Here is a 20,250-nt window from a genome sequence, read left to right as displayed (position 1 = left end):
GTTGAAACCATTTGCCTGGCCCTGCCAGCGGCGCCCAAGCTTCCCTTCTTCCTGCCGGCTCCCGGCCGGTAGCCTCCTCTAGGCATCTCTGTTCCTTTGATTGATTTTCATACGGGTGGAAAAAAGTTGCGCGTGGCTCCCAGGCAGGTCCGCGGTCCTGATGTCAGCAACCGCGAGTTCGGTGCCCCCTGCGCGGCCTACGAATGTTCTTGCTATTCGCCGTGAAAGAGCGCCTCCTACAGAAGCAGTTGTCTCCTTGCTTATGGATATGACCGAGTGCGGCACAATTGATGCTGCCAAGCGGAGACACTTAATGATCATCGGAAATGGCTACTTAAACCTGCCTGATGGGCGCGGCGCCGATGTGTCTTATCAGTTCTCCAGCGAATACGACGATCAACGAGACGGTTACTTGTTCTTTGAGACGGAAGAGTTTGACGACGGCCTGTTTGGCCATCGCATGAGACTGGACTGCGATGACGGCAGCGCCGTCCTCGTTGTGGTGGTCAGCCGAAGTGACCGGCATCTGGCCGTCGCGGGACGCGTGATACCTGCAGAGGAAGCTCTGGCGGCTTAGTCTGACTGTGCCTGCATTCTCCAAGAGCCAGTATTGGCAATGAGGGTCTGATGTTCAAGCATGTGGATAGGCTCCGATATCTCAGGATAAAGACGCGTGCGCAGGAGAGGCGGAAACGAGCAAGGAGAGACGCTCGGGATCTTGTGCTTCAAAATGCGAAGATCGCTCTTGCCGCAGAGAACGATAATGCGCCTGCGACGCCTCCACTCCGAACGCTTATTTGACGATTTGAAGCCGATCTTGCGCGTCACCGGCCGGGGTTAAATTATCCGAAACGACCGCATAATTGGCGTCCTGCTTAGGGGCGTGATCGTGGCGGTGCTGGGTGTTGGCGTCCACTGGTGTTTTTGCGGTAGCGCTCGCGCGCGTGCGCGCATGAGTCCTCATAGCTTTTCCTGTGTTTGGACTATCGGTCGATGAGCCGACCGTTGCGGTGGGCGAGGGCGGCAGAGATTGAGGGTGCCCCCTCCGGGGCGGCCAGTGCTGCTGGCTGGACCTCATCTGAACACCAGCCAACAACGTCGTTCACCTCCTGTTGAAGCTGGACGCGATTGAATGTCTCCTCGAAAGGAGACGCGCATGCGCAAATTTCTCATTCTTGGCGCCCTGGCTATAGGGGCTGCGCTCGCAGGTCCGGCCGTGGCATCCGAAGCTTTGCCGCAGGCTTTGGCTCAGCATCTCGACAAAGCGCCGTCCAAGTTCGCCGGCCACCGCGGATATTACGGACACCGCGGATATTATGGCCGTGGCTACGGCTATCGGCGCCACTACGGCTACGGCTATGGCCGCCGCTATGGTGGCCCCCCGCCGTGGGCGCCGGCTCATGGCTATCGCCGTCATTATCGTGGGTGGTGAAGTTGAAGAGCGCCGGGTTTCCCCGGCGCTTTTTTGTTGTGGGCGAAGTTGGAAGCGCCAACCGGTGCAAGGTAGGGGCGGGGCAGACCCATGGCCAGCCCCGCTGCTCAACGACTAAGCCGCCCGATATTCGACGGCGGCCCCTTTCACGATTGCCCAGACACGCTGACCGATAGGATCAGGATTGTCGCTCAACGCAGGGTCGCCGCCCGTTGCCCGAACCAGCGACCGTGAGCACAGTTGCCCCGCCTCGCGTTCATCGTCCTGCGGATGCCAGGCGAAGTAGGTGTGGCTTCGTTCTTCGCCGGTTTGGACAAGCTTCAGGACCACCCTCATTTCGCCCGCGCCGTTGTCGGCGTCCCGATACTCCGCCCCGACAATGTCGGCGAGGTGCTCGCCCGCGCCCAAGTCAGTCCGGCCGCCAACGATGCGCAACGGAACGTTGCTGTTTGCGGCTTGCGGCGCGGAAGGTTTCAGCGTGCGCTCGGGCTTTGGCTCGACGCGCCGGTCGGCCTCGTCGTACTTTTCAGCGGCAAGCCATTTTTCCAAAGGCATGCGCTTCTGCCCCGGACGTGCCGAAGCGGCCCATGACGCGGCACGGTCGGCAATGTGATCGACGTCGGGGTTGACGAGATCGTCGAACTCGGCCCGGGCTGCGGCCTTGTTTCCGAGCCGGTCGTAAGCAACCCATATGCGCTCAAACCCGGCGCGCGCGGTGGGCGCAAGCCCATCCGCCGCAGCGGCGCCGGCTACATCATTACAATTACCTGTTCCCGGTTCTATAACCGGGTCCAGTAATTGAGTCTTGGGACCATTAGAGCGGGACAGTTCAGGCTCAACTGTCCCATTAGTGCGGGACACCACTGTACCATTAGAGCGGGACAGTTCTGCGGTGCCATCAACTGTACCGCCACTATGGGACGGTTCGGGAAATTTGCCCTGGCCGGCCAGCTCCAACACGTTGAGCACCGGCATGAACCGGCTCGCTCCCTTGCCTTTGCCGCGGCCCTTGTGGGTGCGAACAACCCAGCCGGTATCAAGCAGGGCAGACACGGCACGCTGCACAACGGAATGCGAGAGGACCGCTACGCCATCCGGCGCGCGGGCACGCATGACCTTGGATACATGCCGCATGGATAGTAGCGCATCGCCGTGGCCGTCATGATACCAACCGATTAGGAAGCGGTAGACGACGCGAGCATTCTCATAGAGGCGGTCGTCTAGGTCGATGAGCTGCGCCATCCGGAACTGGGCAACCGGCCCGGGGAAGGCATCGACCCCATGCGTCCAGTAGGCGCGGGACTCTGCGGTCTTCTCAGCGGTGAGTGACGTCACGGGCGCACTGCCTCTCAAATTCGATGGTGGCGGCTTCGGCGAGATGCTTGGCTAACGGGCCGGTGAGAAATGCAGAGGGCTCCCCAAATGCACGAGGCGGTTGAATGCGGTAGGAGCCATCCGGCTTTCGCCGGAGCTGCACGTTGTTGAGGATAAGATCGGGGGTGACCTGCACCGTGAAGGACGCGACAGTTATGGTCGGCCCGGGGCCGCCATATGCAATGGGGCGCATGGATGTGATCTGCATCACGCCGCAGCCCTCACGGTGCGGGCGGCGATGCGGGCGCTAACCCAGTCGACGACCTCGGCCCGCACGAATGCGATTCGGCGTTCTCCGAGAATGACGGCTTGGGGGAATTCGTGCCGGCCACGGAGCACGTTAATCTGAGGGCGCGACAAGGAGGTGAGGGCGGCTACGTCGTTGATGGAAATGAGCATCGGCGCGTTATCGTTCGCAGGCTGCATGAAAAAAATCTCCCGAGGGGTTGACACCTGTTTTGCGAATGTGCGATATTTGAATGGTAAGTACGAATCCACTCAAAAGCGGCGCTTCTTATAGCTGAGGCTACTATCGTTTGTCAATATCGATAGTGCCGTCAGAGGCTGCTAAAGCAGTACTTTTCCCAAGATTCCATCAAAGTGCGTCTTTTCAGCAACGCGTCTCCGCGCCTGTAAGCGCGTTCGGCTTTGTCTCCGACAACGTGAGACAAAGCTGCCTCCGCGACCTCCCGCTGGAACTCCGTCGCCTCGCCGCACCAATCCCTAAACGTGCTGCGAAACCCATGGACGGAGGCAATCTCCGCAACGCCGAGCTTCTTCAGAGGCTTTGCCAGCGACACGTCCGACAGAGACGCGTGAGCGCGACCGCCCGGAAAAACCAAATCATTGATCTGACGAGCCTTCATCTTACGGAGAATCGACACCGCCGCAGTTACCAACGGAACCCGGTGCTCTCGGCCCTCCTTGTGTCGTGCTGCGGGAACCACCCAAAGCGCGCCATCTAGGTCAATCTCGTCCCACACCGCGCCGCGGGTTTCGCCCGACCTGGCAGCGGTAAGGATTGTGAAGGCCAGCGCCTGCCCGCCCACGCTCGTCTCTCTGGCCAGCTTCGCAAAGAAGTCTGGTAGGTCGGGATAGGGCAGGGCTGGGTGGTTCTCGACCTGCAGCATGTCCCGCTTGGGCAGAATCTGGTCTAGGTGCCCCTTCCATTGCGCTGGATTATCGCCGGCGCGAAGGCCGCGCGCCTTGGCATGGTCCAGCACCATCTTCGCCATTTCACGGCACTTCTGCCCTGTCTCGGGTAGCTTTTGCCAGATCGGTTTCAGCATCTTCACGACGTCGTCCGTCGCGATGTCGCTGATTGGGATCTTACGAATCGGCTCGGCGTGCACGTTAGCAAACCGACGCCACCTCGGCTCGGTCTGCCGTCCTCGCCATTGCGACTTCATGGTCTCGATGTACTCGTCAACGACGGCGCCGAACGTAGGCCGATCAGATTGGCGTTTGCGGTGCGCGAGTACCTCGTATGGGTCTTTTCCCGCAGCAAGTAGCGAGCGCATCTCATCGGCCTTCTTTCGCGCCAACGTGATGCCAACCTCGCCGGGGAGGGCGCCGTAGCGCCCTAAACCAAGCTCTCGGCGTTTGTGGGCGCGCGGATAAATAAACGTCCAGTACCATGCTCCCGACGCGGCCTGGTGGAGCCAAAGCCCATCGCCGTCACGAAGCTTTGGCTTGTCCGCGGCCTTGATTGCAGCGGCGGTGAGAAGGTTCCGGGCCATGTTTATCCTACTGGTTTCCCTAAACCGCCCCTGACGACAATGCTGACAGGGACGACATTTATGCAGTCATCAGGGAAAGACAAGGCATTTCTGTTAACAATATCAGCGGCTTGGCCCCTGCTCCGGGAGCCAACATTTCCCCCCGAAATCGTTAGTTCGCCCAAACGCCCGCCGCCTTGTTGCGATGCAAGGCGCGCTTGCCTTTTGCGCGCGGGTCGAACACAAAGCAGCCGTGACGGCGCTGAGCCGGCCGCGTGGAATGTGCTCTCGTAGCCGCTGCGCGCCCGGTGCCAGCGCAGACGGAGAATTCAGGGTTATGGAAGGTTTCAGCGGGCTGCGCCGCAACATGGTCGATTGCCAGTTGCGTACCTATGACGTGACCGATCGGGCCGTTCTGGCTGCGGCCGATGCGGTCCCGCGCGAGGTGTTCGTCCCGGAAAATTTCGCGCATCTTGCCTATCTCGATCAGTCGATCGCCTTGCCGGGCACTGGGCGTGCGCTGATGGCGCCGATGGTCATCGCCCGCATGATCCAGCTGCTCGACCTGCAGGCGGGCGAGGATGCGCTCGAATATGGCGGCGGCTCCGGCTATGGTGCGGCTCTGATGGCCCATGTCGGCGCCAAGGTGACATTGTGGGAGCCCGACTCGGCTGCTCGCACTCTTGCCGAAGGTGCGCTGCGCGCCGCCGGCGCTCGCCAGGTCACGATCACTGCCACGCAGCCTGCCAGCGAATCGTTCGACGCGATTCTGGTGAGCGGCTCTTGCGAGACCGAGCCGGAATCGCTCTTCCCCTTGCTGCGTGCCGAGGGGCGGCTGGTCGTGGTCGAGGGGGCAGGCCGCGCCGCCCGCGTCAAACTCTATCGAAAATCCGCGGATATCGTTGCCGGCCGCCCGGTGTTCGACGCTGCGGCTCCGGTTCTGTCCGAGTTCCGGCGACCGGAGGCATTCATCTTTTGAGCGTTTGCATTTTCGAAAGGAGGGTGTCGCATTTTTGTGGCAGGTTCCGAGGGAAATGCTCTTGACGGCACCCATGCGTTGGCTCGCGGCGTCGGGCAGAGTATGAAATTGAGACTTATGCCGAGGCTGGGGCGTAGCCTGGGCGCGACTTCAGTGCGCACACGAGGCGTCCAGTGAAAAGACAATACGACAAGATTTCCGGGTTCGGGCTCTCCGCCATCATCGCCTTGGCGATGTCAGGCGGATGGGCTTTGCCTGCGGCGGCCCAGTCGATGGAAGCCGCGCTGGCTCGGGCCTATTCAGGTAACCCGACGCTGAATTCGCAGCGCGCATCGGTGCGCGCCGTAGACGAGAATGTTCCGCAGGCTCTTTCCGGATATCGGCCCCGCATCCAGGCTTCGGCCGATATCGGCGCGAGCATCTTGGAGACCGACACCCCGGCCGGCAGTACGTCATCGGGCCTTCACAACAGCACTGTCAGTCGGCTGGCGCCGCGCGGCGCCGGCGTTTCGATCACGCAGAACATTTTCGACGCCGGCAAGACCCGCAACTCGGTCGGCCAGTCCGAATCGCAGGTGCTTGGCGCACGCGCCACCCTGCGCAATACCGAGCAGAACGTGCTGCTCGATGGCGCGACGTCCTATATGAACGTGCTGCGCGACACGGCGATTCTCAGCCTGAACCGTAACAACGTTGAGGTTCTGGAAGAGCAGCTGCGCCAGACGCGCGACCGATTTCAGGTCGGCGAAGTGACGCGAACCGACGTCGCGCAGGCCGAGGCGCGGCTGTCCTCCGCGCAGTCGCAGGCGATTCTCGCCGAATCGAATCTCAAGACCTCGGTGGCGCGGTTTCGCCAGAATATCGGTATCGAGCCCCGTTCGCTGACGCCCGCCCGTCCGGTCGAGAACCTCCTGCCGAAATCGCTGCCGCTGGCGCTGAATCATGCGCTCGGAAATCATCCGGCGATCGTCGCGGCCCTGCACGGCGTCGATGCCGCCGAGTTGCAGGTGAAGGTGACGGAAGCTGACCTCTATCCGACCTTTGGCGTCACCGGCACGGTCCAGCAGCGTTACGACAGCACGTTCTTCGGCGACAACCGCCTGTCGGCGACCATCGTCGGCGCGCTGACGATCCCGATCTATGAGGGCGGGCAGGTCTATTCCCGCACCCGCCAGGCCAAAGAAACGGCCGGGCAACGCCGGATCGATGTCGATACGCAGCGCGATACGGTTCGCGCGGCAGTCGTCTCCGCCTGGGGCGGGTTGGAAGCGGCCAAAGCGCAGATCATCGCCGCGCAGGCTCAGGTCGAGGCGTCCTCGACGGCGCTTGCCGGCGTGCGCGAAGAGGCCAAGGTCGGCCAGCGAACCACTCTCGACGTCCTGAACGCGCAGCAGGAGCTGGTCAGCGCGCGTTCGAGCCTGGTGACGGCGCAGCGCGATCGTGTCGTCGCTTCCTATGCGGTGCTTTCGGCCGTCGGCAAGCTCTCCTCGCAGACGCTCAAACTCAAGGCGGAGACCTACGAACCCCGCCAGCACTACGATCAGGTCAAGGGCCTGTTGTGGGGCACGCAGACGCCTGACGGCCGCTGAGGCTCTCCTTAAATGCGGCTGGCCATGATGCCGGCCGCCTCGAGCATCGGTCCGAAAAGTGGAATTCGCTTTTCGGACAAATCCGATGCTCAGACAAAGGTAGATCGCCATTGCGCGTTCGACAGGACGCGCGGCTACCGGGGCCGGCGCATTCGCGCAACAGCGCCGATTTCTCCTGTGGGATAGGCTGTGCTCGCCTTGTCTGCCCCGCAAGTCGTGGAATACTCAGCTCTTGGAGCAGCGTTGATTCCATCGGCGCGCCCGTTGTCGAAACGGTCAGGCCTTCATGAGCGCGCAAGCCAAGCCCAACGAACCGTCGATGGAGGAGATTCTCGCTTCCATTCGCCGGATCATTTCGGACGATGAGGCGAAGCCGGGCGAGGCTGCTGCCGCTCAGGTTCTGCAATCGGAGCCCGAGCCCGAGCCCGAGCCGGCCACGATAGCTGCTATCGACGATGACGTGCTTGATCTGGGAGCCGAAGCCGCTCTGATCGCAGCCCCGACAGCTGCGCCTGCAGCTGAAGCGGAACCAGCCCCACCGATCAGCATCGTCGACGATTCCGACATCGCCTTCGCCGATGAGCAGCCGGCCGTTGCTGTTGCGGCGCCGCCGCCTCCTGCGCCGGAACCGGCTCCCGTCATCGCTGCGTCGCCCGCGCCTGCCGTGGACATGGCAAGCCTGCTCTCGGACCAGGCCAGCTCGGCCGTGACCAACGCTTTCGGCCAACTCGCCAGCACCGTGCTCAGCAACAACGCCCGGACGCTGGAAGACCTGGTCAAGGACATGCTCAAGCCGATGCTCAAGACCTGGCTCGACGACAACCTTCCGACGATGGTCGAACGTCTGGTCCGCTCCGAGATCGAGCGCGTCGCCCGCGGCGGACGCAGCTGACCGGCTCCAAGGCCCGCCCGCTCCTGCGGCCGCTCATGGGGGCAGGCGGAGCGCCATCAGGTCTCGGTTCGTTGCGAGCTTTCCCGGGGAGGGCTGGCGGGTTGCACTCGGCGCCGCCGGACGACAGCGGGTGCTGCCTGGCGGCGGCGTGGCCGCCGAGCCCGGCTGTCGAAGGCCCCGGCTTCCCTGAGCCGTTCGAGCCCGTATCCAGCGACAGCGAGCAAGGTCGCGGGTGCGCCAAGCCGCGACACCAGCATCGTCAGCCCGACCGCAATCGGACGCGGATAGCGCCCCGAGGCGGCCTCGGCGGCGAACCATGCCCCGAGGCCATGAACAATGAGCTTCAGCATCGTTTTTCCTGTTCAGCAGCAGAGCTTTAGAGGACGACCTTGCGGTGCTCTCCGAGTTCGGGTTTCGAGCCGGTCAGAGCAGCCGCGGCCATCTTGACGCTGGTGACGATCTTGCCGGGGCTGTCCCAGAACTCGGCCATTGCGGGCCGCACGCGCAGGATGCGGATGTTGGGATCGTTCTCGTCGTCCCAGAACGCCTTGTTGCTCGGCTCCCACAGGGCACGCACGCGGGCGCGATCGTCGACCAAGCTCGCCGTGCCGCTGATCGACAGATAGCGGTGTCCGCTCGTGTCGGAGAAGGCGAGGCAGACATTATCGTTGATCTGGATCTCGTCGTCCTTGTGATGGCGGCGATCCGTCAGGAAGTAGATGGTGTCCTCCTCGCGCTTGCCATGGGCGTGCATCGGGCGCGCCCGAAGCTCGTCGCCATTGCCGTCATGGGTCACGAGCATGGCGAATTTGATCGAGTCGATGAGGTCCCAGACGCGTTTCTGATCGTTGTGAGGCATGTCGGCGTCTCCCGTTGAGCTGTCTTGGATGCAACGGATCGCCGCGTGGCAGGTTCCCTCCGGCGTTCAGGCCTTGGCGAGGGAACAATGGCGCCCCCCACGCGTAGGGAGTGGCGCGCAGCGGCCGTTCTCGGCGCGGCGTTTTCATGTGTCGCTTTCCGCTCAGGGGGATTTGCCATGGCCAAGCCTGCCACCAAGACTGCGCCGAAGACCTCCGCATCCGCGAAGATCGTCAAATCGAGCAAGATCGATCTGGCTTCGAACACCAAGACGAAGGTCGTCGGGCTGCTCAACGAACGACTTGCCGACGGCATCGATCTGGCGCTGGTCACCAAGCAGGCGCACTGGAATCTGAAGGGACCGGGCTTCATTGCCGTGCATCTCATGCTGGACGGCTTTCGCGACGACCTCGACGAGCATGTCGACACGGTCGCGGAGCGGATCGCGCAGCTCGGCGGCATCGCGCTCGGCACCGCGCAGACGACGGTCGCGGCGACCTCGCTCAAGCCCTATCCGACCGAGATCGTGTCGGTTCAGGACCATCTCCACGCACTGATCGAGCGCTATGCCGACACCGGCAACAAGGTTCGCGACGCGATCGACGCCTGCGCCGAGGCTGGCGACGCCGATTCCGCCGACATCCTGACGGCCTATTCGCGCATGCTCGACAAGTCGCTCTGGTTCCTGCAGTCGAACCTTGGTTGAGCCGCTTCAGCGCAAGGCTGGCGATCGCCCGTCATCGAAAACGTTGACGGGCGCCCTTCGCATGCGCTCTTAAGACACGAGACCTTTTGGCCTGTGATCTTTCCGGCCGGGGCAGGTTCCCCGGCCTTTCTGCGTTCGAGCGATGTGATGATGGACAAGACTTTCGAGCCGGCAGCCGTCGAGGCCCGGATCAGCAAGGCCTGGGACGAGGCTGAAGCCTTCAAGGCGGGCAGGGGCGCCGCCGCCGGGGCCGAGCCCTATTGCATCGTGATCCCACCGCCAAACGTCACCGGCTCGCTGCATATGGGCCACGCGCTCAACAACACGCTGCAGGACGTGCTCTGCCGCTTCGAGCGCATGCGCGGCAAGGACGTGCTCTGGCAGCCCGGCACCGACCACGCGGGCATCGCGACGCAGATGGTCGTCGAGCGCAAGCTCGCCGCCGAAAACCGCACCGACCGCCGCACGATGGGGCGCGAGGCCTTCCTGGCCGAAGTCTGGAAGTGGAAGGAAGAATCGGGCGGCACGATCGTCAACCAGCTCCGCCGTCTCGGGGCCTCTTGCGACTGGACGCGCGAGCGCTTCACCATGGACGAAGGGCTGTCGGCCGCCGTCCTCAAGGTCTTCGTCGGCCTGCACAAGCAGGGGTTGATCTATCGCGCCAAGCGGCTGGTGAACTGGGATCCAAAATTCCAGACCGCGATCTCGGATATCGAGGTCCTGCAGGTCGAGAAAACCGGCACGTTCAAATGGGAGCGGGGCGGCGAGGAGCCCTTCGACGCCGCCAAGCTCGACAAGGCGCTGAACCGCGATCCGAACGGCCATCTCTACTATTTCAACTACCCGCTCGAAGGCGCGACCTACGACGCGGACGACGCTTCGACCTTCATCACCGTCGCCACGACCCGTCCAGAGACGATGCTCGGCGACACCGGCATCGCCGTTCATCCGGACAACGAGACAATCGGCCATCTGATCGGGCGCGATGCCGTGCTGCCGCTGGTCGGCCGCGTCATCCCGATCGTGCCCGACGACTATGCAGATCCGGAGAAGGGCACCGGCGCGGTCAAGATCACCCCGGCGCATGATTTCAACGACTTCGAGGTCGGCAAGCGCCACAAGCTCGATGTCGTCAACATCCTCGACGGCGAGGCGCGCATCCTGCTCGCCGGCAACGAGGACTTCCTGGCCGGATCCAAGCCGGAAGCCGAGACGCTCGCGCTCGACGGCCTCGACCGTTTCGTCGCGCGCCGCCGCGTCGTCGCGATGATGGCCGAGCGCGGCTATCTCGCGAAGGTCGAGCCGCATGGCCATACCGTGCCGCATGGCGACCGCTCCGACGTCGTCATCGAGCCCTGGCTGACCGACCAGTGGTATGTCGACGTCAAGCCGCTGGCCGACCGCTCGATCAAGGCGGTCCGCGACGGCCGAACGACCTTCACGCCCGAGAACTGGACCAAGGTCTTCTACGACTGGCTTGAGAATATCGAGCCCTGGTGCGTCTCGCGCCAACTCTGGTGGGGCCATCAGATCCCAGCCTGGTATGGACCGGACGGCGAGGTCTTCGTCGCCGAGTCGGAAGCTGAGGCGCAGACGCTGGCGATGGCGCATTACGGTGACACCGTCGCGCTCAAGCGCGACGAGGACGTGCTCGACACCTGGTTTTCCTCGGCGCTCTGGCCTTTCTCGACGCTGGGTTGGCCGGAGCAGACGGCCGAGCTGAAGCACTATTACCCGACGGCGACGCTCGTCACCGGCTTCGACATCATCTTCTTCTGGGTCGCCCGGATGATGATGATGGGCCTCAATTTCATGGACGAGGTGCCGTTCCGCGAGGTCTATCTGCACGCCATCGTTCGCGACGAGAAGGGCGCGAAGATGTCGAAGTCGAAAGGCAACGTCATCGATCCGCTGGTGCTCGTCGACAAATACGGCGCCGACGCGCTGCGCTTCACGCTGGCCGCCATGGCGGCGCAGGGCCGCGACATCAAGCTCGCGACTTCCCGCGTCGAGGGCTACCGCAACTTCGCGACCAAGATCTGGAACGCCGCGCGCTTCGCTGAACTGAACGGCTGCCTGCGCGCTGCCGATTTCGACCCAGCCGCCGTCAAGCAGCCGCTGAACCGCTGGATCCTCAGCGAAGCCGCGCAGGCGGCCGAGGAGGTCGCGGCCGGCATCCCCAGCTTCAAGTTCAACGAGGCGGCGGGCGCGGCCTATCGCTTCGTCTGGAACCAGTTCTGCGACTGGTATCTGGAGCTTGCCAAGCCGGTGCTGCAGGGCGAGGGCGTCGATGCCGCGGCGAAGGCCGAGACGCAGGCGACGGTCGCCTACGTCATCGACCTGATCTGCCAGCTCCTCCACCCCTTCATGCCCTTCCTGACCGAAGAGCTCTGGGCGCAAAAGGCCGAGGCCGGCGCGCCGCGCAAGCTGGCGACGGGCGATGCTTCGCTGGTCTGCCTCACCCGCTGGCCCGATCTTTCAGCGCTCAAGGATTCGGCGGCCGAGGCCGAGATCGGCTTCGTCGTCGACCTGATCTCGGACATCCGCTCGGTGCGCTCGGAGGTCAATGTTCCCGCCGGCACGCAGGCGCCCCTCGTGCTCGTCAACGCTTCCGCTGCGACGCGGGCGACGATCGAGAGCTGGCGGCCGATGATCGAGCGTCTCGCTCGCGTTTCCGACATCGCCTTCGAGGCGGCTGCGCCGGCGCAATCGGCACAGATCATCGTGCGCGGCGAGGTGGCGGCGCTGCCGCTCGCCGGCCTGATCGACCTCGACGCGGAGCGCACGCGCCTGACGAAGGAACTCGCCAAGCTCGACCAGGACATCGCGATCGTCGAGAAGAAGCTGGGCAACCCTGATTTCATGGCCCGCGCGCCGGAAGAGATCGTCGAGGAGAACCGCGAGCGCAAGGCTGCGGCGCAAGCGCGCAAGCTCAAGATCGCCGAGGCCCTGACGCGGCTATCGTGACCGGCCACCGCAATCCGGTCACGGCAATGTCGTCAAATTGACGTTGATCCAAGAGAGGACTGGCAATCTCTCGCGGACCCCGCTTAGATGCGCCCGACGCAAATCCGCCATGCAGAATGCGTGGCGGCCAAAGGACCGGCTGTTCAGAACCCATGCTCAAGCGAGCTTATGACTGGTGCGTTTCGTACGCCTCCCATCCTGCTGCCCCCTGGCTGCTCTTCGCCATCACCTTCGTTGAAAGCTCGGTCAGCCCGCTGCCGCCGATCCCGCTGTTGATTCCGATGTGCATCGCCCGGCCGGACCGCGCCTGGTTCTATGCCGGCATCTGCTCGCTCGGCGCGGTGCTCGGCGGCTATCTCGGCTATGCCATCGGCGCTCTGCTCTACGAATCGGTCGGCGCCTGGCTGATCGGCATCTACGGGCTGCAGGACAAGGCCGCGCACCTGATCTCCTCCTCGCAGGATTACTGGTTCTGGGTTCTCGTCACCAAGGGCCTGACGCCGATTCCGTTCAAGATCGTCACGATCATGTCGGGCTTCCTGCATTTCGACCTGTGGAAGTTCACCATCGGCATGGTGGTGTCGCGCACCACCTTCTTCCTGATGATCGCTGTGGCCTTGCGCTTCTATGGCGACGACATCCGCATCTTCATCGAGAAGCATCTGCCGATGACCGCGCTCGCCCTCCTCGCCATCATCGTCGGTGGCTTCTTCGTCCTTCCCATGGTGCTCTGAGCGGCTTCTTGAAAACGCCWGCCTGATCCCGAGGGGCGCCTTCGGGCGCGTCTCGAAGGATGGCCCTGATCTCGCCTGAGTCTCCTGGAGCATCCTTCGAGACACCATTCCCGGCGGGATGGCTCCCGAGGATGAGGGCTTGAGGGAATTTGCAGACGGGTCTGAGCGGCCGCTGCGTCAACTGCCGCACTCAACTTTGTGACATCGCCGCAACACACCGATGAGATCGGCGCCCCGCGCTCTCGCGACTATCGCAATCGCCGCGATGCCGCCACAAACGGCGCCCAGCAAAACGGGGCGTTAAGTCCCTGAGATATATTCAAATTGGAACTAACGTGCGGGTATCGGATCGGTTCCGGGCCGCTGTTGGGTATTCGGGGGTGCGATTGCTCCCGGCGTGCATGGCGTGGCACATCTTCGCGCCGTGCTGGCCGGGGGACGGGACGAGTGGCGATGGATACGCGTGTGTTCGACAAGTCGAGGCTGCCGAGCCGCCATGTGAGCGTTGGCCCGGCCAAGGCCCCGCACCGCTCCTACTATTATGCGATGGGCATGACCGCGAAGCAGATCGCGCAGCCCTTCGTCGGCGTCGCCTCCTGCTGGAACGAGGCGGCCCCCTGCAACATCTCGCTGATGCGCCAGGCCCAGGCCGTGAAGAAGGGCGTGGCGTCCGCGGCCGGCACGCCGCGCGAGTTCTGCACCATCACCGTCACCGACGGCATCGCCATGGGCCACCAGGGCATGAAGTCGTCGCTCGCCTCGCGCGAGGTCATCGCCGACTCGGTCGAGCTGACCATGCGCGGCCATTGCTACGACGCTCTCGTCGGCCTGGCCGGCTGCGACAAGTCTCTGCCCGGCATGATGATGGCGATGGTGCGCCTCAACGTGCCATCGATCTTCATCTATGGCGGCTCGATCCTGCCCGGCACCTTCAAGGGCCGCCCCGTGACCGTGCAGGACGTGTTCGAGGCCGTCGGCAAGCATTCGGTCGGTGCGATGTCCGACGAGGACCTGAAGGAGCTTGAGGAGGCCGCTTGCCCCTCGGCCGGCTCCTGCGGCGCCCAGTTCACCGCCAACACCATGGCGACGGTCGCCGAGGCGATCGGCCTGGCATTGCCCTATAGCTGCGGCGCGCCGGCGCCCTACGATGTCCGCGACACCTTCTGCTACACCGCCGGCGAGATGGTGATGGAGCTGATCGCCCGGAACATCCGCCCGCGCGACATCGTCACCCGTAAGGCGCTCGAGAACGCCGCGATGGTCGTCGCCGCCACTGGCGGCTCGACCAATGGCGCGCTGCACCTGCCGGCGATCGCACATGAATGCGGCATCGACTTCGATCTCTTCGAGGTCGCAGAGATCTTCAAGAAGACGCCTTACATCGCCGACCTGAAGCCGGGCGGAAAATACGTCGCCAAGGATATGTTCGAGGTCGGCGGCATTCCGCTCGTCATGAAGAGCCTGCTCGATGCCGGCTTCCTCCATGGCGACTGCCTGACCGTCACCGGCCGCACCATCGCCGAGAATATGGCTTCGGTGAAGTGGAACGATCAGCAGGACGTCGTCTACCGTGCCGACAAGCCGATTACGGTCACCGGCGGCGTCGTCGGCCTGCAGGGCAATCTGGCGCCCGAAGGCGCGATCGTGAAGATCGCCGGCATGCCGGAAGATCAACTCGTCTTCACCGGCCCCGCCCGCTGCTTCGACCGCGAGGAGGACGCCTTCGAGGCCGTCAGGAACCGGACCTACAACGAAGGCGACGTGCTCGTCATCCGCTATGAGGGTCCCAAGGGCGGCCCCGGCATGCGCGAGATGCTGTCGACCACCGCCGCCCTCTACGGCCAGGGCATGGGCGACAAGGTCGCGCTGATCACCGATGGCCGCTTCTCCGGCGCGACCCGCGGTTTCTGCGTCGGCCATGTCGGCCCCGAGGCCGCTGTCGGCGGCCCGATCGGCCTGATCTGCGACGGCGACATCATCGAACTCGACGCCATCACAGGAAAGCTCGCAGTCCGCCTTTCTGATGCCGAACTTGAAGAGCGTCGTAAGGGCTGGAAACCGAGGAAAACCGACTACAACTCCGGCGCGCTGTGGAAATACGCGCAGACGGTTGGCTCCGCCAAGGGCGGCGCAGTCACCCATCCAGGAGGGGCGGCCGAAACCCATTGCTATGCGGATATCTAGCTCGACCATAGCATGCCTGTTCCTGTTCCTGGGTGGCCAGCAGGCCGCCTGGGCCCAGGATCTTGCAGGCGGAAAGCCGGTACCGCCGCGCGCTATTCCGGGCGCCGCGCTGCCGGAACCGGGCGATTCCCTGTCGGGAGCCCCCGGAGCGGCGATTGTCGCTCCCGCACCCAATACGCCGACGGGGCATACGGCGCTGCCGCTCGTGCCGTTCAACAGCGCGCGCGATGCGTTGCGGGCCTGGATGCGCGATTCCTCTGCCGGCGATAAGGTCGGCGCCGTTCGCGCACTCGAATACGCCGCCTCGCAGGGGCACCTCACCGCGCAGTACAAGCTGGGCCGGATGTATGCCGGAGGCGAGGGCGTTCCGGCCAATGATCTCAAGGCCTTCGAGTATTTCTCGAAGATCGCGGACGAGAATGCCGACGCCATTCCGGGCACGGCCGAGGGCCGTATCGTCGGCAGCGCCTTCGTTGCGCTGGGCGGCTACTTCTCCGACGGCATCAAGGGCAGCTATGTGAAGCCCAACCCCGACCGGGCTTTCGACATGTTCAATTATGCTGCCTCCTATTTCGGCGACCCGGACGGTCAGTACAATCTCGGCCGCCTCTACATGACCGGCCAGGGCACCAGCCGCGATCCGCGGCAAGCGGCGCGCTGGATGAAGCTCGCTGCCGAGAAGGGGCATGCACCGGCGCGCGCCGCTTTCGGCGAGATGCTGCTGCGCGGTGGCGAGGGCGTGCCGCGTCAGCCGGTGCTCGGCCTGATGTGGCTCGCCATGGCCCGCGAGGGTGCCGACCCGGCGCGCGAATCCTGGATCATCGAGCGTCACGCCGCCGCCTTCGCCGCAGCTTCCGCTGCCGATCGCTCGGCGGCGCTGGCCCTCGTCGAGCGCCAGCAAATGGCGAGCTCGCGCAACAGCGGCAACAGCAACAACGGCCAGAACTAGGGCGCCGTCATTCTCGGGCTTGCCCCCGAGAATCTCAGGACGAGATGGCGCTGGTTTCCGAGATGCTCGGGTCAAGCCCGAGCCTGAAGGCTGGTTGCCGCCCTCAGTTCAGCTCGACCATCACGGGCACGTGGTCGGACGGCTTGTCCCAGCCACGGACATGCTTGGCGATCCTCACTCCTGCGAGCCTGTCCGCGGCTTGTGGAGAGAGCATAAGATGGTCGATGCGGATGCCGTTGTTCCGCTGCCAGGCGCCAGCCTGATAATCCCAGAAGGTGTAGAGTCCGCCGGCATCGGTCGTGCTGCGCACGGCCTCGGTCAGTCCGAGATTGATCAGCCCGCGGAAGGCGTCGCGTGTCTGCGGCAGGAACAGCGCGTCGCTGACCCAGGCGGCGGGATCGCGGGCGTCGCGCGGCTCGGGGATGACGTTGTAGTCGCCGGCGAGCACCAGCGGCTCCTCCTGCTCCAGCAGCATCCGGGCATGGGCGGTCAGCCGCTGCATCCAGCCGAGCTTGTAGGGATATTTCTCGGTGTTGGGCGGGTTGCCGTTCGGCAGATAGATCGAGGCCACGCGCACCACGCCGTCGCCCAAGGGCAGCACCCCTTCGAGATAGCGCGCCTGTTCGTCGCCATCATCGCCGGGCAGGCCGCGCCGGACATCCTCCAGCCGGGAACGGCTGAGAATCGCGACGCCGTTGAAGGTCTTCTGGCCGTGGGTCTCGACCTGCCAGCCGGCCGCCTCGATCTCGGCGCGCGGGAAATCGGCATCCACGCACTTGATCTCCTGCAGGCAGAGCGCGTCGGGCTCAGCCTCCTTCAGGAAATCGAGCAGGTGGCCGAGACGCTGGCGCACCGAATTGACGTTCCAGGTGGCGATACGCACGAGACGCTCCGGGTTAGGCAGGGCGCAGGATAAGCGGGATCGCCGCCGTCATGGCAAGCCGCTTTCCACCGCGAAAAGAAAACTCCCCGCATTGCTGCGGGGAGCGAACATCCGGGATCGGATTGTCGAGCCCTGTCAGGGGCAGGCGCGAACCACACCGCCCTTGGCGATATAGGTGCCGGTTTCCGGGTTGTAGGACCTGAAGCGGCGCGAGCAGTAGGCCACCGCGTCGACATCCTCGATGCCGTAGCCATAGGCAGGCGCGGGCGCGCCATAGACCGGCGCCGGGGCCGGATAGCCGTAGTAAACCGGGGGTGGCGGCGGAGCGGCGAGCGCGCCGGCCGCCAGGGCCCCGCCGATGACGCCAGCTGCGATGCCGGCGCCGACCGCCGGGCCTCGGTTGTAGCGATAGTAGCGAGGGCCGTAATAGCCGTAGGGGCGCCACTGCACGCTCTGCAGCAGGCCCGAATCGACCTTGGCCGAGGCGATAGCTGCAGAGGCCGGAGCCAGCGGCGCTGCCGAAGCGGGGGCGGCCATGGCGCCGCAACCGGCGAGAGYGGTGACGACGACAAGCGTCCTGATCATGACGAAACTCCTCTGCTGTCCTGTGCGAGTGGAACTCGGCATGTTCCCCCGGTCGGTTTCAACTCTAGCGATCTGTCGATCCCGCGCAAAGACTAGCAGGCAATCCCGGCGCAAATAGGTCGTCACAACATTGTGGCTGTTGGGTGCCAGAGCATCGGCTGGCGGGTTGCGCAGAGGCGTTTTCCTCGCCATCTAGCGTCTCTCCACCGAAAAGCCTCGTCATACATTCGAAGGATCAGGACCCGACCATGGCCTCCGGCAGCCCGCCCTCCCACTTAGGCGCCACTGGCGCGATGAAACCCCTGCCGGCGCTCATCTTCAGCTCCCGCTGGCTGCAGCTGCCGCTCTATATCGGCCTCATCGTGGCTCAGTGCGTCTATGTCTTCCTCTTCCTGAAGGAACTCTGGCACCTCGTCACCCACGCCTTCGATTTCAGCGAGCAGCAGATCATGCTGGTCGTTCTCGGCCTGATCGACGTGGTGATGATCTCGAATCTGCTGATCATGGTCATCGTCGGCGGCTACGAGACCTTCGTCTCCCGGCTGCGGCTCGAAGGCCATCCCGACCAGCCGGAATGGCTGAGCCACGTCAATGCGAGCATCCTCAAGATCAAGCTGGCGATGGCGATCATCGGCATCTCGTCGATCCACCTGCTCAGAACCTTCATCGAGGCCGGCAATATCGGCATCGTTGGCAGGACCGCGAACTACACCGAGACAGGCGTCCTGCTGCAGACGCTGATCCACGTCGTCTTCATCTTCTCCGCCATCGGCATCGCCTGGGTCGACCGGATGACGGTAGGCGGCAAGAGCCACTGAGCCGCGGCGCCAGGACAAAAGAAAACCGCCCGGCTGCAAGCAGCCGGGCGGTTTGTTTTTGAGGAGATTACTGCCCGCGCCCGGTCCGGGCGGCGAAGCGGATCGCTTCCTCCGCGGCGCGGAACAGGGCCTTGGCCTTGTTGATGCATTCCTCCTGCTCGGAGGCCGGGTTGGAATCGTAGACGATGCCGGCACCGGCCTGGACATGCATGCGTCCATCCTTGACGACGGCCGTGCGCAGCACGATGCAGGTGTCCATCTCGCCATTGGCGCCGAAATAGCCGATGCAGCCGCCATAGGCCCCACGCGCGTCGTGCTCCAGCTCGTCGATGATCTCCATCGCCCGCACCTTCGGCGCGCCGGAGACCGTGCCGGCCGGGAAGCCGGCGATCAGCGCCGAGAGCGCATCGTGCTTGGGATCGATCGCCCCCTCGACGTTCGAGACGATGTGCATCACCTGGCTGTAGCGTTCGATGAAGAAGGAATCGGTCACCTTGACCGTGCCGATCTGCGCGACGCGGCCGACATCGTTGCGGCCGAGGTCGAGCAGCATGAGATGCTCGGCACGCTCCTTCGGATCGGCCAGCAATTCCTCCGCCAGTGCCTCGTCCTCGGCCTCCGTGGCGCCGCGGCGGCGCGTACCGGCGATCGGGCGGATGGTGACGGTGTCGTCCCGCAGTCTGACCAGGATCTCCGGGCTCGAGCAGACGATCTGGAAATCGCTGAAGTCGAGATAGCAGAGGAAGGGCGCCGGGTTGATTCGCCGCAGTGCGCGATAGAGCGCGAAGGGCGGCAGCGCGAACGGCGCCTCGAAACGCTGCGACAGCACGACCTGGAAGATGTCGCCGGCGCGGATATACTCCTTCGCCTTGGCCACCATCTCGTGGAATTCGGCCTCGCTTGTATTCGAGATCGTCGCCGGCTCCGGCAGGTTGGCGATGTCGATGTCGGCCTCGGCGGGCAGGGGGCCTTCCAGCGCCTGCACCACCGCTTCCAGTCGCTCCTGCGCCCGCTCATAGGCGTGGCGCGCGGCGACGCCCGGCATGTGCCGCACCGGCGTCACGACATGGATCTCGTCGCGCACCGAATCGAACACCACCATCAGCGTCGGCCGGGTCAGGATGGCGTCGGGCAGGCCGGTGCCGGTCTCCTTCGGCTCCGGCAGCCGCTCCATCAGCCGAACCATATCGTAGCCGAGATAGCCGAACACGCCGGCCGCCATCGGCGGCAGATCTTCAGCCTCCGGAATCGCGCTCTCATCGAGGAGCGCACGCAGGCTCTCGAAGGCCGGCCGCGGATCGGTGAGGAAGCTGTCGCCCAGCGCGGTCCGGCAGAGCGAGGCTTCGCCCTTATGGCAGCGCCAGATCAGGTCCGGTTCCAGCCCGATCATCGAGTAGCGGCCGCGCACGGCGCCGCCTTCCACCGATTCGAGCAGGAAGGCCGGGCCGGAGGTGGAGCGGCGCAGCTTCAGGAAGGCCGCGACCGGCGTTTCGCAGTCGCCGACCAGAACCTGCCGCAGGAGTTGCGGTGCGCCCGTCTCATAGATCTGCGCGAAGCGCTCGAACTCCTGAAGGGGCTGCAT

Annotated in this window: 19 protein-coding genes; 11 read left to right on the top strand and 8 right to left on the bottom strand. The window is 64.3% G+C overall.

The features are described from left to right. Nucleotides 1-313: 313 nt before the first annotated feature. Both AC1DE3_RS14590 and AC1DE3_RS14585 read left to right on the top strand, forming a co-directional pair. Nucleotides 314-577, top strand: a complete 264-nt coding sequence (locus AC1DE3_RS14590) for a B-box zinc finger protein (RefSeq protein ID WP_476852481.1) — start codon at nucleotides 314-316, stop codon at nucleotides 575-577. A gap of 579 nt (nucleotides 578-1,156) precedes the next feature. Beyond that, nucleotides 1,157-1,432, top strand: coding sequence for a hypothetical protein (locus AC1DE3_RS14585; protein WP_476852480.1), 276 nt, complete (start codon nucleotides 1,157-1,159; stop codon nucleotides 1,430-1,432). Nucleotides 1,433-1,546: 114 nt separating this feature from the next. Here AC1DE3_RS14585 and AC1DE3_RS14580 read toward each other — a convergent pair whose 3' ends face one another. The 4 genes from AC1DE3_RS14580 to AC1DE3_RS14565 form a co-directional block, all read right to left on the bottom strand. Next, nucleotides 1,547-2,767, bottom strand: coding sequence for a hypothetical protein (locus tag AC1DE3_RS14580; RefSeq protein ID WP_476852479.1), 1,221 nt, complete (start codon nucleotides 2,765-2,767; stop codon nucleotides 1,547-1,549). Then, nucleotides 2,748-3,017, bottom strand: coding sequence for a hypothetical protein (locus tag AC1DE3_RS14575; protein WP_476852478.1), 270 nt, complete (start codon nucleotides 3,015-3,017; stop codon nucleotides 2,748-2,750). Before AC1DE3_RS14575 ends, AC1DE3_RS14580 begins: the two co-directional genes overlap by 20 nt. Then, nucleotides 3,014-3,232 carry a helix-turn-helix transcriptional regulator gene (locus tag AC1DE3_RS14570; protein ID WP_476852477.1) on the bottom strand — a complete coding sequence of 73 codons (219 nt, stop codon included), beginning with the start codon at nucleotides 3,230-3,232 and terminating at the stop codon, nucleotides 3,014-3,016. Before AC1DE3_RS14570 ends, AC1DE3_RS14575 begins: the two co-directional genes overlap by 4 nt. Nucleotides 3,233-3,363: 131 nt before the next feature. Beyond that, the gene (locus tag AC1DE3_RS14565; RefSeq protein ID WP_476852476.1) at nucleotides 3,364-4,545 is read right to left on the bottom strand and encodes a tyrosine-type recombinase/integrase; all 1,182 of its coding nucleotides are present in this window, start codon (nucleotides 4,543-4,545) and stop codon (nucleotides 3,364-3,366) included. Nucleotides 4,546-4,861: 316 nt separating this feature from the next. Here AC1DE3_RS14565 and AC1DE3_RS14560 point away from each other — a divergent pair, with 316 nt between their 5' ends. From AC1DE3_RS14560 to AC1DE3_RS14550, 3 genes are all read left to right on the top strand, one after another. Further along, nucleotides 4,862-5,503, top strand: a complete 642-nt coding sequence (locus AC1DE3_RS14560; protein WP_476852475.1) for a protein-L-isoaspartate O-methyltransferase family protein — start codon at nucleotides 4,862-4,864, stop codon at nucleotides 5,501-5,503. Between the two features lie 173 nt (nucleotides 5,504-5,676). Then, nucleotides 5,677-7,092 (top strand): TolC family outer membrane protein, encoded by a 1,416-nt coding sequence (locus AC1DE3_RS14555; RefSeq protein WP_441513276.1) that lies wholly within the window; start codon nucleotides 5,677-5,679, stop codon nucleotides 7,090-7,092. A gap of 286 nt (nucleotides 7,093-7,378) precedes the next feature. Further along, nucleotides 7,379-7,984 (top strand): PopZ family protein, encoded by a 606-nt coding sequence (locus AC1DE3_RS14550; RefSeq protein WP_476778357.1) that lies wholly within the window; start codon nucleotides 7,379-7,381, stop codon nucleotides 7,982-7,984. 376 nt (nucleotides 7,985-8,360) lie between these two features. Here AC1DE3_RS14550 and AC1DE3_RS14545 read toward each other — a convergent pair whose 3' ends face one another. Beyond that, nucleotides 8,361-8,843, bottom strand: coding sequence for a pyridoxamine 5'-phosphate oxidase family protein (locus tag AC1DE3_RS14545; RefSeq protein WP_476778355.1), 483 nt, complete (start codon nucleotides 8,841-8,843; stop codon nucleotides 8,361-8,363). Between the two features lie 177 nt (nucleotides 8,844-9,020). Between AC1DE3_RS14545 and dps the strand changes: the two genes are divergently transcribed. From dps to AC1DE3_RS14520, 5 genes are all read left to right on the top strand, one after another. Further along, nucleotides 9,021-9,548: a DNA starvation/stationary phase protection protein Dps gene (dps, locus tag AC1DE3_RS14540; RefSeq protein WP_476778354.1), complete on the top strand. Its 528-nt coding sequence runs from the start codon at nucleotides 9,021-9,023 to the stop codon at nucleotides 9,546-9,548. A gap of 147 nt (nucleotides 9,549-9,695) precedes the next feature. After that, nucleotides 9,696-12,515 (top strand): valine--tRNA ligase, encoded by a 2,820-nt coding sequence (locus AC1DE3_RS14535; RefSeq protein WP_476778353.1) that lies wholly within the window; start codon nucleotides 9,696-9,698, stop codon nucleotides 12,513-12,515. A gap of 152 nt (nucleotides 12,516-12,667) precedes the next feature. Next, nucleotides 12,668-13,249, top strand: coding sequence for a YqaA family protein (locus tag AC1DE3_RS14530; protein WP_441513282.1), 582 nt, complete (start codon nucleotides 12,668-12,670; stop codon nucleotides 13,247-13,249). A gap of 453 nt (nucleotides 13,250-13,702) precedes the next feature. Further along, nucleotides 13,703-15,433, top strand: a complete 1,731-nt coding sequence (ilvD, locus tag AC1DE3_RS14525; protein WP_476778352.1) for a dihydroxy-acid dehydratase — start codon at nucleotides 13,703-13,705, stop codon at nucleotides 15,431-15,433. Further along, the gene (locus AC1DE3_RS14520; protein ID WP_441513284.1) at nucleotides 15,420-16,382 is read left to right on the top strand and encodes a tetratricopeptide repeat protein; all 963 of its coding nucleotides are present in this window, start codon (nucleotides 15,420-15,422) and stop codon (nucleotides 16,380-16,382) included. Before ilvD ends, AC1DE3_RS14520 begins: the two co-directional genes overlap by 14 nt. Before the next feature lie 103 nt (nucleotides 16,383-16,485). Here AC1DE3_RS14520 and xth read toward each other — a convergent pair whose 3' ends face one another. Then, nucleotides 16,486-17,265, bottom strand: a complete 780-nt coding sequence (xth, locus tag AC1DE3_RS14515; protein WP_476778351.1) for an exodeoxyribonuclease III — start codon at nucleotides 17,263-17,265, stop codon at nucleotides 16,486-16,488. A 135-nt stretch (nucleotides 17,266-17,400) separates the two neighbouring features. Continuing rightward, nucleotides 17,401-17,850 carry a BA14K family protein gene (locus AC1DE3_RS14510; RefSeq protein WP_476852474.1) on the bottom strand — a complete coding sequence of 150 codons (450 nt, stop codon included), beginning with the start codon at nucleotides 17,848-17,850 and terminating at the stop codon, nucleotides 17,401-17,403. A gap of 248 nt (nucleotides 17,851-18,098) precedes the next feature. Here AC1DE3_RS14510 and AC1DE3_RS14505 point away from each other — a divergent pair, with 248 nt between their 5' ends. Further along, nucleotides 18,099-18,668 (top strand): TIGR00645 family protein, encoded by a 570-nt coding sequence (locus AC1DE3_RS14505; RefSeq protein WP_476778349.1) that lies wholly within the window; start codon nucleotides 18,099-18,101, stop codon nucleotides 18,666-18,668. Between the two features lie 67 nt (nucleotides 18,669-18,735). Here AC1DE3_RS14505 and trpE read toward each other — a convergent pair whose 3' ends face one another. Then, nucleotides 18,736-20,250, bottom strand: coding sequence for an anthranilate synthase component I (trpE, locus tag AC1DE3_RS14500; protein WP_476778765.1), 1,515 nt, complete (start codon nucleotides 20,248-20,250; stop codon nucleotides 18,736-18,738).

It is taken from the genome of Allobosea sp. 10L417 (genome assembly GCF_056395485.1).
Note: the sequence above shows the minus strand (reverse complement) of the source record. Positions and strands in the feature narration are given on the sequence as shown.

What these genes read in the sequence shown, in the direction of transcription:
- AC1DE3_RS14590 (WP_476852481.1), top strand. Translation starts at nt 314, where the DNA reads ATGATCATCGGAAATGGCTACTTAAACCTGCCTGATGGGCGCGGCGCC.
- AC1DE3_RS14585 (WP_476852480.1), top strand. Translation starts at nt 1,157, where the DNA reads ATGCGCAAATTTCTCATTCTTGGCGCCCTGGCTATAGGGGCTGCGCTC.
- AC1DE3_RS14570 (WP_476852477.1), bottom strand. Translation starts at nt 3,232, where the DNA reads ATGCAGCCTGCGAACGATAACGCGCCGATGCTCATTTCCATCAACGAC.
- AC1DE3_RS14565 (WP_476852476.1), bottom strand. Translation starts at nt 4,545, where the DNA reads ATGGCCCGGAACCTTCTCACCGCCGCTGCAATCAAGGCCGCGGACAAG.
- AC1DE3_RS14560 (WP_476852475.1), top strand. Translation starts at nt 4,862, where the DNA reads ATGGAAGGTTTCAGCGGGCTGCGCCGCAACATGGTCGATTGCCAGTTG.
- AC1DE3_RS14550 (WP_476778357.1), top strand. Translation starts at nt 7,379, where the DNA reads ATGAGCGCGCAAGCCAAGCCCAACGAACCGTCGATGGAGGAGATTCTC.
- AC1DE3_RS14545 (WP_476778355.1), bottom strand. Translation starts at nt 8,843, where the DNA reads ATGCCTCACAACGATCAGAAACGCGTCTGGGACCTCATCGACTCGATC.
- dps (WP_476778354.1), top strand. Translation starts at nt 9,021, where the DNA reads ATGGCCAAGCCTGCCACCAAGACTGCGCCGAAGACCTCCGCATCCGCG.
- AC1DE3_RS14535 (WP_476778353.1), top strand. Translation starts at nt 9,696, where the DNA reads ATGATGGACAAGACTTTCGAGCCGGCAGCCGTCGAGGCCCGGATCAGC.
- AC1DE3_RS14530 (WP_441513282.1), top strand. Translation starts at nt 12,668, where the DNA reads ATGCTCAAGCGAGCTTATGACTGGTGCGTTTCGTACGCCTCCCATCCT.
- ilvD (WP_476778352.1), top strand. Translation starts at nt 13,703, where the DNA reads ATGGATACGCGTGTGTTCGACAAGTCGAGGCTGCCGAGCCGCCATGTG.
- AC1DE3_RS14520 (WP_441513284.1), top strand. Translation starts at nt 15,420, where the DNA reads ATGCGGATATCTAGCTCGACCATAGCATGCCTGTTCCTGTTCCTGGGT.
- AC1DE3_RS14505 (WP_476778349.1), top strand. Translation starts at nt 18,099, where the DNA reads ATGGCCTCCGGCAGCCCGCCCTCCCACTTAGGCGCCACTGGCGCGATG.
- trpE (WP_476778765.1), bottom strand. Translation starts at nt 20,250, where the DNA reads ATGCAGCCCCTTCAGGAGTTCGAGCGCTTCGCGCAGATCTATGAGACG.